Origin of the sequence: Streptomyces phyllanthi (genome assembly GCF_009377205.1) — a bacterium.
Taxonomy (GTDB): domain Bacteria; phylum Actinomycetota; class Actinomycetes; order Streptomycetales; family Streptomycetaceae; genus Streptomyces; species Streptomyces phyllanthi.
This window is the reverse complement of the sequence record NZ_VJZE01000036.1, coordinates 23,540-37,338: the sequence shown is the minus strand read 5'-3', so window position 1 is coordinate 37,338 and position 13,799 is coordinate 23,540. Positions and strand designations below refer to the sequence as shown.

13 protein-coding genes and 1 riboswitch are annotated in these 13,799 nt (G+C 70.3%); of the genes, 9 read left to right on the top strand and 4 right to left on the bottom strand.

The annotated features are described in order from the left end of the window. The 8 genes from FNH04_RS47450 to FNH04_RS08245 form a co-directional block, all read left to right on the top strand. Positions 1-259: hypothetical protein (locus tag FNH04_RS47450; RefSeq protein ID WP_228031223.1), on the top strand; the 259-nt coding region annotated here is incomplete at its 5' end. A gap of 63 nt (positions 260-322) precedes the next feature. Next, positions 323-712: a roadblock/LC7 domain-containing protein gene (locus FNH04_RS08275; RefSeq protein ID WP_152781858.1), complete on the top strand. Its 390-nt coding sequence runs from the start codon at positions 323-325 to the stop codon at positions 710-712. A 184-nt stretch (positions 713-896) separates the two neighbouring features. Next, positions 897-2,264, top strand: a complete 1,368-nt coding sequence (locus FNH04_RS08270) for an HD-GYP domain-containing protein (protein WP_152781856.1) — start codon at positions 897-899, stop codon at positions 2,262-2,264. Then, complete coding sequence (locus FNH04_RS08265) at positions 2,258-3,556, top strand: HD-GYP domain-containing protein (RefSeq protein WP_322722755.1); 1,299 nt, start codon at positions 2,258-2,260, stop codon at positions 3,554-3,556. The genes FNH04_RS08270 and FNH04_RS08265 overlap by 7 nt, the downstream gene beginning before the upstream one ends. Positions 3,557-3,681: 125 nt before the next feature. Continuing rightward, the gene (locus FNH04_RS08260) at positions 3,682-4,662 is read left to right on the top strand and encodes a tetratricopeptide repeat protein (protein ID WP_322722753.1); all 981 of its coding nucleotides are present in this window, start codon (positions 3,682-3,684) and stop codon (positions 4,660-4,662) included. A gap of 156 nt (positions 4,663-4,818) precedes the next feature. Next, positions 4,819-5,469 (top strand): peptide deformylase, encoded by a 651-nt coding sequence (gene def / locus FNH04_RS08255; RefSeq protein WP_152781852.1) that lies wholly within the window; start codon positions 4,819-4,821, stop codon positions 5,467-5,469. Between the two features lie 318 nt (positions 5,470-5,787). Next, on the top strand, positions 5,788-6,873 hold the full coding sequence (gene cyc1 / locus FNH04_RS08250) for an epi-isozizaene synthase (protein ID WP_322722754.1): 1,086 nt from the start codon (positions 5,788-5,790) through the stop codon (positions 6,871-6,873). Continuing rightward, the gene (locus tag FNH04_RS08245) at positions 6,870-8,237 is read left to right on the top strand and encodes a bifunctional albaflavenone monooxygenase/terpene synthase (RefSeq protein WP_152781850.1); all 1,368 of its coding nucleotides are present in this window, start codon (positions 6,870-6,872) and stop codon (positions 8,235-8,237) included. Before cyc1 ends, FNH04_RS08245 begins: the two co-directional genes overlap by 4 nt. Before the next feature lie 42 nt (positions 8,238-8,279). On the opposite strand, the gene FNH04_RS08240 is transcribed toward FNH04_RS08245, so the two are convergent. Then, positions 8,280-9,257: a helix-turn-helix domain-containing protein gene (locus tag FNH04_RS08240; RefSeq protein WP_152781848.1), complete on the bottom strand. Its 978-nt coding sequence runs from the start codon at positions 9,255-9,257 to the stop codon at positions 8,280-8,282. A 93-nt stretch (positions 9,258-9,350) separates the two neighbouring features. Between FNH04_RS08240 and FNH04_RS08235 the strand changes: the two genes are divergently transcribed. Further along, positions 9,351-9,614: a pilus assembly FimT family protein gene (locus FNH04_RS08235; RefSeq protein WP_194236600.1), complete on the top strand. Its 264-nt coding sequence runs from the start codon at positions 9,351-9,353 to the stop codon at positions 9,612-9,614. On the opposite strand, the gene FNH04_RS08230 is transcribed toward FNH04_RS08235, so the two are convergent. From FNH04_RS08230 to FNH04_RS08220, 3 genes are all read right to left on the bottom strand, one after another. Beyond that, positions 9,527-10,534, bottom strand: coding sequence for a ribonucleotide-diphosphate reductase subunit beta (locus FNH04_RS08230; RefSeq protein WP_152781846.1), 1,008 nt, complete (start codon positions 10,532-10,534; stop codon positions 9,527-9,529). The two genes, FNH04_RS08235 and FNH04_RS08230, sit on opposite strands and share 88 nt — an antisense overlap. 56 nt (positions 10,535-10,590) lie before the next feature. Further along, positions 10,591-12,951 (bottom strand): ribonucleoside-diphosphate reductase subunit alpha, encoded by a 2,361-nt coding sequence (locus tag FNH04_RS08225; protein WP_322722752.1) that lies wholly within the window; start codon positions 12,949-12,951, stop codon positions 10,591-10,593. A 123-nt stretch (positions 12,952-13,074) separates the two neighbouring features. Beyond that, a riboswitch (cobalamin riboswitch) is annotated at positions 13,075-13,198 on the bottom strand. A 53-nt stretch (positions 13,199-13,251) separates the two neighbouring features. Continuing rightward, positions 13,252-13,758: a GNAT family N-acetyltransferase gene (locus FNH04_RS08220; protein ID WP_152781844.1), complete on the bottom strand. Its 507-nt coding sequence runs from the start codon at positions 13,756-13,758 to the stop codon at positions 13,252-13,254. Between the last annotated feature and the right edge of the window lie 41 nt (positions 13,759-13,799).

Genomic DNA, 13,799 nt, shown 5'->3' with positions numbered 1-13,799 from the left:
CCCCACGTCGGATGCCCGCCCCGGATCCTCACTGGTCCGGAAACCCTTACCGACACGACGGCCGCTGCCCCGACGCGGTGCCGCGCCGTCCTCGGGGAGCGGTCGGCAGGACGCCGTGAACACCGACGGGGATCCGCCCGCGCCCCCGCCCGCTCCGCTGTCGATGCTGTCGGCCGAGGAACTGGCCGCTGACGCGCCGTCCCTCGAAACGCTGCGGCGCGTCCACCGAGCGCTGCGGGCTCTGCCGGAGTCCGACTGACTCCGTGGACTTGTCATGGACCATACCAGCACCGCATATGCCCGGACCGAGGAGCACGTACATATGACCGAAACCCCACCGCCCGACTCCCTGACCGGCATTCTGGCCTCGCTGCGTGACCGGGTGATGGGAGTCTCGGAGAGCGTCCTGTCCACGGTGGACGGCCTGCTCGTGGTGGCGGACACCGACACGGTCCACCCCGAGTCCGTCGCCGCGCTCGCCGCCGCGACCCTCGGTGTCGGCCGCCGCATGGCCGACACCGCGGGCGTCGGAGCGCTCCGCGAGGTGGTGGCCCGCTGCGGCTCCGGGCATGTCATCGTCGTGGCCGTCGGCGACCGTGCCCTGCTCACCGTCAAGGGCGACGACGGCCTGGACCTCGCCGCGTTCCAGCGCGAGTCGCCGGCCACCGTGGAACAGCTGAGCAAGGTGCTCGCCTCGGACGTGCCGCGCTGAACGGCCGTACGGCTGTAGGGCCGTTCAGCCATACACGAACCGAGTGAACATACGAGTACCGAAGCGCCTGCTCACCCGAACGGGGTAATCCGCGCCACGAGGACCCGCGGATTCCGTCCATAGCCTCCCCTGTGCCCCAGGAGCCGCCCTAGGCTCCGGAGCCGGAAAAAAGGGGAGGAACACCATGGGGTCCGTTCCGGCATGGGCACGCGGGTATGTCGCCTGTGTCGTCATGGCTGCTCTGGCCTGCCTCGCCCCCCTCCCGGACCTTCGCGGTCCCTGGGGGGCGGTGGGCCTGCTTGCGGCGCTGTACGCCGGGTGCGAGCAGATCACCCGGTGCCGTTTCCCGGGGCGCCGAGCCCCCAGGGACATCGGCACCTACGAGGGATCCGGTGGGTGTCCCCTCGGATGGCACAGTCCGCTGCTGCTCGCCGGGGCCTTCCTGCTGTCTCCTGCGGCCGCCGCGCTGGTGGCTGTGCCGGGGGCACTGCTCGCGCGCGCCGAGCGGCGGCCGCGCGGGCTGCGGCGCGTGTGGCGGGCGGCCCGGCTCGCCGTCGCCGTCTGGGCGGCGTCCCGGACGCACCGGGCGCTCGGCGGCGAGGACACCGTCGTCACGCACGACTTCCCGTACGCGCTGGCGCCCGCCGGGGCCGCCGTCCTGGTCCTGTGCGCCGTACTGACCCTCCTCGACGGCGGGATCCTCGCACTGGCCGAGCGGGTGCCCGTGCGCAACGCCTGGCGCGGGCTCTTTCCCAGGTCGATCGCGCCCGTCGCCGTGCACGGACTCGCCGGGCTGATGATGGCGGTGCTGTGGCACAGCCACCACGGGCCGCTCGCCGCGCTGCTCGTCCTGCTGCCGATGTACGTGTCCGGCTGGGTGTTCGCGCAGTACCACCGGGAGCGGGCGGCGCACCAGGCCACCATCCGCGCGCTGGTGCAGGCCGTCGACATCAAGGACGGGTACACGCGCGGGCACAGCGAGCGAGTGGGCCAGGCGTCGATGATGATCGCCCGGGAACTGGGCATGGACGACGAGCGGGTCGAGGTCCTCCGCTTCGCCGGGATCCTGCACGACGTGGGCAAACTCGGCGTACCCACACGGCTGTTGCGCAAAAACGGTCCGCTGACCCCCGAGGAGCGCCGGGTCATCGAACTGCATCCCGAGTACGGGCACGAGATGGTGCGCGGGATCGGTTTCCTCGGGGAGGCCCGGGCGGCGATCCTGCACCACCACGAACGGATGGACGGCAGCGGGTACCCCTACGGACTGGCAGGCCATCAGATCCCCGAGTGCGCACGGGTCGTGGCGGTCGCCGACGCCTTCGACGCGATGACGTCGACCCGCTCCTACGGGCGCGCCCGGCCCGTCGCGACCGCGGTGGAGGAACTGGAGCGGTGCGCGGGAACCCACTTCGACCCCGTGATGGTCCAGGCGTTCGTCCGGGCCCTGGAACGGCACGGCTGGCGTCCCGCGGTCACGGCCGACGCCCCGGGCCAGAGCGGAAACGTCCCGCCGCAGGGCGCGCCGGCGCGCGCGGAGGCCGGATCGTGAGGCACCCGTCCGTCGTCCTCGTCCACGGCTGCGCCGCCCTCACCGCCGTCGCCGCACTCGCCCACACCCTCTGGTACGGCCTCGACGAACGCGGGCCGGCCCTCGCCTTCGGAGTGCTCGTCGTCGCGGGCGAGCTCGCCCGGTGGCGCGGCGCCGAGGAGCGGGAGTCGGCACCGCTCGGGGCGGCCGGGGCGCTCGCGTACGCGCTGCTCGGGGCGAACGGCGGGGAGCCCACCCGGCACGGTGTGGCCCAGGCCGTCACCGTGGTCATGGCGGCCGCGCTCGTCGGGTGCGTACCGCATGTGGCCCGGGGGCGCGGATCCACCGCCGACCATCTCGCGCGGCGCCTCCTCACCGTCGCCTTCGCCGCCGTCTGCTTCCAACCCCTGTACAACAGGGGCGCGTTGGCGGAGTGGAGCGGGCCCCCGTACGTACTGCTGCTCGTCGCGCTGCTCGTCCTCACCACGCTGTGCGACGCCGTGCTCGCCGCGGTACTGGCCCGTGCGCGGACCGGCTGGCCGTTCGGGCCGCTGCTGCGGGACGAGCTGCGGGCCCTGCTCGGCATCGGGTCCGCGGTGTGCGCCACCGGCGTGGTGATGTCCCTTGCGGTGGCCGTCGTCGGCCTGTGGGCGCTGCCCGTGTTCTCGCTGCCGCTGCTGCTCACCCAGCTCGCCTTCCGGCGGTACGCGGCCGTGCGCACCACCTACCGGCAGACCATCGCCTCCCTCGCCCGCGCCACCGAGATCGCCGGCTACACCCCCGCGGGGCACGCCCGGCGCGTGGCCGAGCTCAGCCGGGCGGTCGGACGGGAGCTGGGCCTGTCCGAGCCGGAGCTGACCGTGCTGGAGTACGCGGCCCTGATGCACGACATCGGGCAGCTCTCCCTGGTCGACCCGGTACCGTCCGGGGCCACCGCCGTCCTGCCCGCCGAGGAGCAGCGGAGGATCGCCCTGCTCGGCGGTGCCGTCGTCCGCCAGACCGGGGTGGACGCCCGGGTCGCGGTCGTGGTGGAGCGGCAGGCGGACCCGTACCGGGAGCAGCCGGTGAGCGCGCGGATCGTACGGGCCGTGAACGCGTACGAGGAGAAGGCGCGCGAGGCCGGGCCGGGCGGGCCGCTGAAGGCCCTGGAGGAGCTGAGGCTGGGAACGGCCCGTGACTACCAGCCCGAGGTGGTCGAGTCGCTGGCCCGGGTACTGCTGAACCAGAGGGCGGTGACGTCGGGCGTTCCCCCCGGGGACTCGGCCCCGGCGGCACTCCGTGTCAAGGGTGGTGGAGGACGGACGGCGGTCTGACCCGGGTCCCGGCTGGGTAACCCATGGGTAATGAGCGCCCTTCCAGCCGTACGTGGTTGGATGCGAGGAAGAGGGTGTCAGGGGGCACAGGCCAGCCCACCCGACGGAACTGGCAGGCGGGAATCGTGAGGATCTTCGGCAAGGGACGGCACCGGCCCTCCGCCTCCTGGCGGCAGGCCACCGACCGCGCGTTCACGCTGATCGGCGACGGGCGGTACGAGGACGCGGGCGCGCTGCTGACACGTGCCGCGGACCTGGAGCCCTGGCTGTCCGAGTCCTGGTTCAACCTCGCGCTGCTGCACAAGTTCCGGCACGACTGGGAGCAGGCGCGGGCCGCGGGCCTCAGGGCCGTCGCGCTGCTCGACCGGGAGACCGGGGCGCCCGACTGGTGGAACGTCGGCATCGCCGCCACCGCCCTGCAGGACTGGCCGCTGGCCCGGCGGGCCTGGCAGGCGTACGGGCTGCGCGTACCCGGTGGTCCCGGTGCCTCAGGGGAACCGGTGGGCATGGACCTGGGCAGCGCGGCCGTGCGCCTGTCACCGGAGGGCGAGGCCGAGGTCGTGTGGGGGCGCAGGCTGGACCCCGCCCGGATCGAGGTGCTCTCCATCCCGCTGCCGTCCTCGGGGCGCCGCTGGGGCGAGGTCGTCCTGCACGACGGGGTGCCGCACGGCGAGCGGACCACGGCCGCAGGGCACGCGTTCCCGGTGTTCGACGAGATCGAGCTGTGGGCGCCCTCGCCGGTGCCCACATGGGTGGTCCTGCTGGAGGCCGCGACCGAGGACGACCGGGACGCGCTGGAGCAGCTCGCCGCCGACGCCGGTTTCGCCGCCGAGGACTGGTCGTCCTCGGTGCGGCTGCTGTGCCGGCTGTGTTCGGAGTCCCGGATGCCGTCGGACGAGGGCGACGGTGATCATCTCGACCCGCACGACCACAGTGAGCCCGGGCATCCGGGGCCGCTCGGGCACCGTACGGACGGGCAGCTGTGGGCGCCGGAGCGTGAGTGCGGGATCGCCGCGCCGGCTTCGCTGGTTCGGGGGTTGCTGGACGGGTGGGTTGCGGACAGTCCCGATTCCCGGGACTGGCGGGATCTTGAAGAGGTCTGCTGAGCGCGGTTGTGACTTCGGTCGGTTCCCGGGCGCGGGTCGTGTGTGGTCGCTCGCGCAGTTCCCCGCGCCCCTGAGGGCTGCGCCCCTGACGGGGCGCGGCGCCCGTAGGCTGTATCCGCATCTTTTCTTGAGAACCCAGGAAGGCATACGTCGGTCATGGCGCAGCAGGACACCGATCAGCAGCACGCGGGCGTGCTCCCCGTGGACGACGAGGGCTTCGTCATCGACTCCGAGGACTGCGAGGAGCGCGAGCAGGCGTACCGCGAGCGCGGCACCTCGCGTCCGATCACCGTCGTCGGGAACCCGGTGCTGCACAAGGAGTGCAAGGACGTCACCGAGTTCGACGACGAGCTCGCGAAGCTGGTCGACGACATGTTCGCCAGCCAGCGCACCGCCGAGGGCGTCGGCCTGGCCGCCAACCAGATCGGCGTCGACCTGAAGGTCTTCGTCTACGACTGCATGGACGACGGGGGCACCCGGCACGTCGGCGTGGTCTGCAACCCCAGGCTCGTCGATCTGCCCGCCGACAAGCGCCGCCTGGACGACAGCAACGAGGGCTGCCTCTCGGTGCCGACCGCGTACGCGCCGCTCGCCCGCCCCGACTACGCCGAGGTCACCGGGCAGGACGAGAAGGGCAACCCGATCAAGGTGAGGGGCACCGGCTACTTCGCGCGCTGTCTTCAGCACGAGACCGACCACCTCTACGGCTACCTCTACATCGACCGGCTCTCCAAGCGCGAGCGCAAGGACGCGCTGCGGCAGATGGCCGAGAACGAGCCGCGGTACCCCGTGGTCCCGAACGACTGAGCGGGTCACAGCAGTCGGGGCGTATGCGGAGTGCGTGCGGGGCGTGAGCGCCTCTCTCCCGGGCGGCGCCCGGCCGGTTTTCCCGCCGGCCGGGCGCCGTTCGTCTGTCCGCCGCACAGGCGGGCCCGTATGCGCCTCAGGTGATCGAAAAACCGGTCGGGCGGGGTGAGTATCGGCGTCAGGGGGTAGTGAGCGGAGCAAATCCATTCCCAGCACGGTCAGTTGTGGTGCTGAATGGAAGTGCGGGGATGCACGACGGCGCACGCCCGGCACGGCGGGAGGGGTGTGTGTCACAGGGCGGCTGAGAGGGGTTTGTTCGTGCCTGTTTTCTCACACAGCACCTCATCGACCACCACAGCGGCCGCGATCCCACCGACACTGTCTCTACCGGTGATCGAGGCTGCGTTTCCCCGGCGACTCCATCCGTATTGGCCCCGGCTCCAGGAGAGGACCAGGTCCTGGCTGCTGGAAAAGCATCTGATGCCGACCGACAAGGTGGAGGAATATGCCGACGACCTTTGCTACACCGACCTCATGGCGGGCTACTACCTGGGCGCCCCGGACGAGGTTCTCCAGGCGATAGCGGACTACAGCGCGTGGTTCTTCGTCTGGGACGACCGCCACGACCGCGATGTCGTGCACGGCCGGCCCGCCGCCTGGCGCCGGCTCAGGAGCCGGCTCCACTGGGCCCTGGACTCCCCACGGGACCATCTGCACCACCCGGACCCCCTGGTCGCGGGGCTCGCCGACAGCATGGTGCGGCTGTACTCGTTCCTGGGCAGAAGGTGGAACGCCCGCTTCGCCAGGCACTTCCACGCGGTGATCGAGGCATACGACCGGGAGTTCCACAACCGTACGAACGGAATCGTCCCGAAGGTCGAGGAATACCTCGAACTGCGGCGCCTCACCTTCGCGCACTGGATATGGTCCGACCTCCTGGAGCCCAGCGCGGGACAGGAACTGCCAACTGCCGTACGGAAACACCCGGCATACAGGCGGGCGGCGCTGCTGAGCCAGGAATTCGCCGCGTGGTACAACGACCTCTGCTCGCTTCCGAAGGAATTGGCGGGCAATGAGGTGCACAATCTCGGGATAAGTCTCGTCCGGCATGAGGGGCTGACGCTCGAAGAGGCCATCAGGGAAGTCCGGCGACGCGTCGAGCAATGCGTCCTCGAATTCCTCTCCGTCGAAAAGGAGGCATTACGGTTCGCCGACTCGCTCGAAGACGGCACAGTACGCGGCAAAAAACTCGGAGATGCCGTACGAGCCTGCGTCGGCAATATGCGGAACTGGTTCAGTTCCGTCTACTGGTTCCACCACGAGTCAGGCCGTTACATGGTCGACAGCTGGGACGACCGGTCCACGCCCCCGTACGTCAACAACGAAACGGCAGGTGAGAAATGACCGTCGAGTCTGTACAGCCCGAGGAACCCCGCGTACGCGAACTGCCCGATCCACCCCTCGCCGGGGGCGGTGTCCCCGGTCTCGGCCACGCCGGGAAGCTGGTCCGTGACCCGCTCGCGCTCCTGTCCCGGATGCGCGACCACGGGGACGTCGTCCGGCTCCGGCTGGGCCCCAGGACGCTGTACGCCGTCACGGCGCCGGAGCTCACCGGCTCCCTGGTCACACGCCCCGAGTACGAGATCGGGGGCCCGCTGTGGGACACCCTGGAGGTGCTGCTCGGCAAGGGGGTCGCGAACACCAACGGCGCTTCGCACCGGCGCCAGCGGCAGACGATCCAGCCCTCGTTCCGCAACGACAGGATCCACGAGTACGAGACCGTGATGGTCGAGGAGGCACGTGACCTCGCCGAGCGCCTGACCCCCGGGCAGACGGTGGACGTCACGCGCGAGGCGTTCCGTACCGGCGTGCGCGTCACGGCCCGCTGTTTCCACCAGGTCGAGAACATCGACGAACTGGCGGAACGGCTGAGTACCGCGCTCGCCACGGTGTTCGGCGGTATGTACCGGCGGATGATCCTTTCCTTCGGCCCGCTCTACCGGCTGCCGTTTCCGGCCAACCGCCAATTCGACCGCGCACTGGCCGAACTGCACCGGCTCGCCGACGAGATCATCGCCGAACGCCGTGCCGCCACGGACAGGCCCGACGATTTGCTGACGGCTTTGCTGGAGGCCACGGACGAGAACGGCGAACCCGTCAGCCATCAGGAGGTCCATGACCAGGTCATCGCAATTCTGACGCCGGGCAGCGAAACCGTGGGAGCCCAGCTCATGTGGATCTTGCAGTTGCTCGCAGATCACCCGGAACACGCGGACAGGATGAGCAAAGAGGTCGAATCCGTCGTGGGTGACCGTAACGTCACTTTCGGCGACCTCGAGAAGCTGACCCACACGAGGAATGTCATCACCGAAGCGCTTCGCATACGCCCGGCGGTGTGGATTCTGACCCGGCGGTCGGTGGCGGAAACCGAACTCGGCGGGTATCGCATTCCGGCCGGTGCGGACATCGTCTACAGCCCGCTGGCGATCCAGCGCGATCCGCGGACGTACGAGCGGCACCTCGAGTTCGACCCGGACCGCTGGGAGCCGGAACGTGCCCAGGACATCCCGAAGTACGCGATGGTCCCGTTCGGTGCCGGCAACCGCAAGTGTCCCGGGAACCACTTCTCGCTGGCCGAACTCGCCGTCATCCTGGCGACGCTGATCCCGAAGTGGCGCTTCGAGCACGTGCCCCAGTCCGACACCTCGATGCGGTTCGGCATCACGCTGCGGCCGAAGCGGCTGCTGCTGAAGGCCGTGCCGAGGTGAACTCCGGGCCGGAGCCGTGACCTCACGCCTGTCGCCGCACGTTCAGGCGGCGCGCGGGTCGTCCTGCGGGCCCCTGAACGTGCGGCGGTACGCCTGCGGGGTCGTCCCCAGCGACCGTACGAACTGATGGCGCAGCGCGGCCGCCGCACCGAAGCCGGTGCGGCTCGCGATCGCGTCCATCGTCTCGTCCGTCGCCTCCAGCAACCGCTGGGCCAGCAGCACACGTTGCCCCAGGATCCAGCGGTAGGGCGTGGTGCCGGTCTCCTGCTGGAAGCGGCGGGCGAACGTGCGCGGCGACATGTGCGCGCGGGCGGCGAGCCGGTCCACGGTCATCTCCTCGTCGAGGTGCTCGTCCATCCACACCAGGACCTCGCCGACCGTGTCGCACCGCGAGCGCGGCAGCGGCCGCTGGACGTACTGGGCCTGTCCGCCGTCCCGGTGCGGGGGCACCACCATGCGGCGGGCGATGGCGTTGGCGACCGCCGGGCCCTGCTCCTTGCGGACCAGATGGAGGCAGGCGTCGATCCCGGCGGCGGTACCGGCCGAGGTGATCACCGGGTCCTCGTCCACGTACAGCACATCGGGCTCGACGATCGCCCGCGGGTACTGCCGGGCCAGCTCCTCCGCGTGCCGCCAGTGCACCGCGCAGCGCCGCCCGTCCAGCAGCCCGGCCGCGCCCAGTACGAAGACCCCGGAGCACACGCTCAGCACACGGGCCCCGCGGTCCACGGCCCGGCGCAGCGCGTCGAGAAGTTCGGCCGGGTAGTCCCGCTCGACAAAGCCCTGCCCGGCGGGCACGGCGATCAGGTCGGCCTCCTCCAGCCGTTCCAGGCCGTACGGCGTCGAGACCGTGAACCCGACGCCGTGCGCGTTGAGCGTCGGCCCCTCCGCCGAGGCCACCGCGAAGTCGTACACCGGCAGTCCGTCGTCACTGCGGTCGATGCCGAAGACCTCGCACACGACACCGAGTTCGAAGGGGTTCACACCGTCGAGCAGGGCGACGGCCACGTTCTGGAGCATGCCGTCAGTGTGCCGCAGGCTTGGCAGGAAATCGAGGTCCTACGGCAGTCCTGCCACTCACGGTAAGGAGCATCCGGCGCGACAGTGGTGTCCATGGATAAGACGCGCATGGAAGCCCTCCTGGCAACGCTGACCGTCCTCGGCATCCTCGCCCTGGTCGTCCTCCCCGCGCTGATCGGAGCGGTGCGCGAGCGGCGCATCGACCGTCAGCTCAGGGAGGCCGAACAGAGGGAGAAGCTGCGGGACGAGCAGCGGCGGGGGACGAAGGATCAGAAGTCCTCGTCGAAGCCCACCGAACCCTCCACGGCGACCTGGTACGCCGAGGACCGCCGCTCGAAGAAGTTGGTCAGCTCCTGAACCCCCTGGAGCTCCATGAAGGAGAAGGGGTTCTCGGAGCCGTACACCGGGGCGAAGCCGAGCCGTGTCAGACGCTGGTCGGCGACGCACTCCAGGTACTGCCGCATCGAGTCGGTGTTCATCCCCGGGAGGCCGTCACCGCACAGGTCGCGCGCGAACTGCAGCTCGGCCTCGACGGCCTCCCGCAGCATGTCGGTCACCTGCCGCTGGAGCTCGTCGTCGAAGAGCTCCGGCTCCTCCTTGCGGACGGTGTCCACGACGTCGAAGGCGAAGCTCATGTGCATCGTCTCGTCGCGGAACACCCAGTTGGTGCCGGTGGCCAGGCCGTGCAGGAGGCCCCGGCTGCGGAACCAGTAGACGTACGCGAAGGCGCCGTAGAAGAACAGCCCCTCGATACAGGCGGCGAAGCAGATCAGGTTGAGCAGGAAGCGGCGGCGGTCGGCCTTCGTCTCCAGCCGGTCCAGCTTCTCCACCGAGTCCATCCACCGGAAGCAGAACTCGGCCTTCTCACGGATGGAGGGGATGCTCTCGACGGCCGCGAAGGCGGCGGCACGGTCCTCCGGGTCGGGCAGGTAGGTGTCCAGGAGCGTCAGATAGAACTGGACGTGGACCGCTTCCTCGAAGAGCTGCCGCGACAGGTACAGCCGCGCCTCGGGGGAGTTGATGTGCTTGTACAGCGTCAGCACGAGGTTGTTCGCCACGATCGAGTCGCCCGTCGCGAAGAACGCGACCAGGCGGCCGATCATGTGCTGCTCGCCCTCGGACAGCTTCGCGAGGTCGGCGACGTCCGAGTGGAGGTCGACCTCCTCCACGGTCCAGGTGTTCTTGATGGCGTCCCGGTAGCGCTCGTAGAAGTCGGGGTAGCGCATGGGGCGGAGCGTCAGCTCGAAGCCGGGGTCGAGAAGGTTCTGGGGAGTCATTACAGTCGGCGCGGAGCGCCGTCCTCCAGGGGTGGTGGTCGGGTGGCGGGCGGGCATTACTGGCAGGCCTCGCAGGACTCGGGGTTTTCCAGGGAGCAGGCGACGGCGTCTTCGGAGGCCACCTGCTGTACGGGGATGGCCGCCCGGGCGGCGCGGGCGATACGGGTCGCCGGGCGCGAGCGCAGGTAGTACGTCGTCTTCAGGCCGGACTTCCAGGCGTACGCGTACATCGAGGAGAGCTTGCCGATGGTCGGCGTCTCCATGAACAGGTTCAGGGACTGCGACTGGTCCAGGAACGGCGTGCGGGCGGCGGCCATGTCGATCAGACCGCGCTGCGGGATCTCCCAGGCGGTGCGGTACAGCTTGCGTACGTCCTCGGGGATCCAGGCGAATTCCTGCACCGAGCCGTTCGCGTCACGCAGCGCCTCACGGGTGCGGGCGTCCCAGACGCCCAGCTGCTTGAGGTCGTTCACCAGGTAGGAGTTGACCTGGAGGAACTCACCGGACAGCGTCTCGCGCTTGAACAGGTTGGACACCTGCGGCTCGACGCACTCGTACACGCCCGCGATGGAGGCGATGGTGGCGGTCGGGGCGATGGCGAGGAGCAGGGTGTTGCGCAGGCCGCCGATCGCCATCTCGTCGCGGAGCGCCTCCCAGCGCTCCGGCCAGGTCAGCTTCACGTCGTAGTGGTCGGGATGCAGCCGGCCCATGGCGGTGCGGGTCTTCTCGAAGGCCGGTGCCGGGCCGCGGCCCAGGGCGAGGTCGACGGACGTCTCGTACGCGGCGAGCATGATGCGTTCGGCGATCCGGGTCGAGAGCTCACGGGCCTCGGCGGAGTCGAAGGGCAGGCGCAGTTTGAAGAAGACGTCCTGCAGGCCCATCGCGCCCAGGCCCACCGGCCGCCACTTGGCGTTCGACCGGCGCGCCTGCTCGGTCGGGTAGAAATTGATGTCGACGACGCGATCGAGGAAGGTGACGGCCGTGCGGACGGTGGCGTCCAGCCGCTCCCAGTCGATGTCGCCGTTGTCCACGAAGGCCCCGAGGTTGATGGAGCCCAGGTTGCAGACCGCCGTCTCCCCGTCGTTCGTGACCTCCAGGATCTCCGTGCAGAGGTTGGAGGAGTGGATGACATGGCCCGGGAGCGCCGTCTGGTTGGCCGTCCGGTTGGCCGTGTCCTTGAAGGTCATCCAGCCGCTGCCGGTCTGGGCGAGGGTGCGCATCATGCGGCCGTACAGGTCGCGGGCCGGGATGGTCTTCCTGGCCAGCCCCGCCGCCTCCGCCTTCCGGTACGCGGCGTCGAACTCCTCGCCCCACAGGTCGACCAGCTCGGGCACGTCGGAGGGGGAGAAGAGGGACCACACGCCGCCCTCGTTCACCCGGCGCATGAACTCGTCCGGGATCCAGTGCGCGAGGTTCAGGTTGTGCGTGCGGCGGGCGTCCTCGCCGGTGTTGTCGCGCAGTTCCAGGAACTCCTCGATGTCGGAGTGCCAGGTCTCCAGATAGACCGCGGCCGCGCCCTTGCGCCGGCCGCCCTGGTTCACGGCGGCGACCGAGGCGTCGAGGGTCTTCAGGAACGGGACGATGCCGTTGGAGTGCCCGTTCGTGCCGCGGATCAGCGAACCGCGGGACCGGACACGGGAGTAGGCGATACCGATGCCGCCCGCGTGCTTCGACAGCCGGGCCACCTGGTGGTAGCGGTCGTAGATGGAGTCCAGCTCGTCCTTCGGGGAGTCGAGGAGGTAGCAGGACGACATCTGGGCGTGCCGAGTGCCGGAGTTGAAGAGCGTGGGGGAGGAGGGCAGGTAGTCGAGGCGGCTCATGAGCCCGTAGAGCGCGCCGACTTCGTCCAGTGAGCGGGAGGAGTCGTCCTCGGCGAGCCCGGAGGCCACGCGGAGCATGAACTGCTGGGGCGTCTCGACGACCTTGCGGGTGATCGGGTGCCGGAGCAGATAGCGGCTGTGGAGCGTCCGCAGCCCGAAGTAGCCGAAGCGGTCGTCGGCGGCCGGGTCGATCAGCGCGTCCAGACGGGCCGCGTGCAGCCGTACGAACGCGGCGGTGCGGTCGGCGATGAGGCCCTCGCGGTGGCCGACGGCGACCGAACCGGAGAAGGACGTGACGCCCTGCGAGGCGGCCTCGGCCGCGATGGAGATCGTCAGCAGCCGGGCGGCCAGCCTCGAGTAGGCCGGGTCCTCCGAGATGAGGCCGGCCGCCGCCTCGGTCGCCAGCTCCCGCAGCTCCGCCTCGTCGGCGTTCGCGGACCGGCCGCGCAGCGCGGCGGCGGCGACCCGTCCGGGGTCGGCGTCGGGGAGGTCGGCGGTCAGCTCGGTCAGGGTCCGCAGCAACGCGGTTCCGGGACCGTCGTCGGCCACCGGGTTCACCTGGGTCGCTGAAGCCGGATCGGCTGGCGCGATGGTCACGTGGGGCTCTCCCTCGCTCGGCACGGGGGCCTGGCGGAGGGCAGGGGCAGCTCACGAGCGCACACGGCGTCGCGTCCACCGGCCCATTCCGCGAGGCCCGGACGTCAGGACACCCGGACCGGACGGCCGGGCGCACTGTCGGCAGGTCCTCGGACTGAACACGCGTGCATACACACGCATGTACACCGTTGCGGGACAGTTCCGGATTCGCACCGGATTCCCCTGCGGCGACAGCGAGCATGAGCATACATCTAGTGTCGGGCCATGGAAGCAGCCCCCACATGTTGTGTCGCGGTGGTGTCAGAGTGTCAGCTCATAGGTGATTAGAGTGAGATCGTCGAGGTGGGGGATCGGGTTCCAGTCGCGGTCGGGGGTGCGGGTGAAGCCCAGGCGTTCGTAGAGCCGGTGGGCGGTGTGCATGGACCGCTGGCTGGACAGGACGATGCGGACGCAGCCCGGTGTGGCCCGTGCGTGGTCGATACAGGTGCGCACGAGGCTCTCCCCGACTCCCCGCCCGCGTGCCTCGGTGGCCACCGCCAGCATCCGTATCTCCGCCTCGCCGGGCCGTGCGATGTCGGCCATGGGGCCGCCGGCCGACACGAAGGTCACTCCGCCGAGGAGACCGCCGTCCTCGACGGCGACGAGCACCTCGGCCGCGGCGGCCCGTTTGGCCACGTCCCGCAGCTCGCCGAGGTACTCGTCGGACTCCCCGAAGTCGAGCAGCCCGTCGCGCAGGTACGCCTGCGCGGTGATCTCCCCGATGGCCTCGTACTCGTCGGGCCTCGCCTGCCTGATCGTGATGTCCATGGTGGGGAGTCTGCCCGACGGCTACGACAGCGGCCTGCGGA

Bases quoted from the DNA above. Each gene is read 5' to 3' on its own strand.
- FNH04_RS08275 (WP_152781858.1), top strand. From the start codon at position 323: ATGACCGAAACCCCACCGCCCGACTCCCTGACCGGCATTCTGGCCTCG.
- FNH04_RS08270 (WP_152781856.1), top strand. From the start codon at position 897: ATGGGGTCCGTTCCGGCATGGGCACGCGGGTATGTCGCCTGTGTCGTC.
- def (WP_152781852.1), top strand. From the start codon at position 4,819: ATGGCGCAGCAGGACACCGATCAGCAGCACGCGGGCGTGCTCCCCGTG.
- FNH04_RS08245 (WP_152781850.1), top strand. From the start codon at position 6,870: ATGACCGTCGAGTCTGTACAGCCCGAGGAACCCCGCGTACGCGAACTG.
- FNH04_RS08240 (WP_152781848.1), bottom strand. From the start codon at position 9,257: ATGCTCCAGAACGTGGCCGTCGCCCTGCTCGACGGTGTGAACCCCTTC.
- FNH04_RS08235 (WP_194236600.1), top strand. From the start codon at position 9,351: ATGGATAAGACGCGCATGGAAGCCCTCCTGGCAACGCTGACCGTCCTC.
- FNH04_RS08230 (WP_152781846.1), bottom strand. From the start codon at position 10,534: ATGACTCCCCAGAACCTTCTCGACCCCGGCTTCGAGCTGACGCTCCGC.
- FNH04_RS08220 (WP_152781844.1), bottom strand. From the start codon at position 13,758: ATGGACATCACGATCAGGCAGGCGAGGCCCGACGAGTACGAGGCCATC.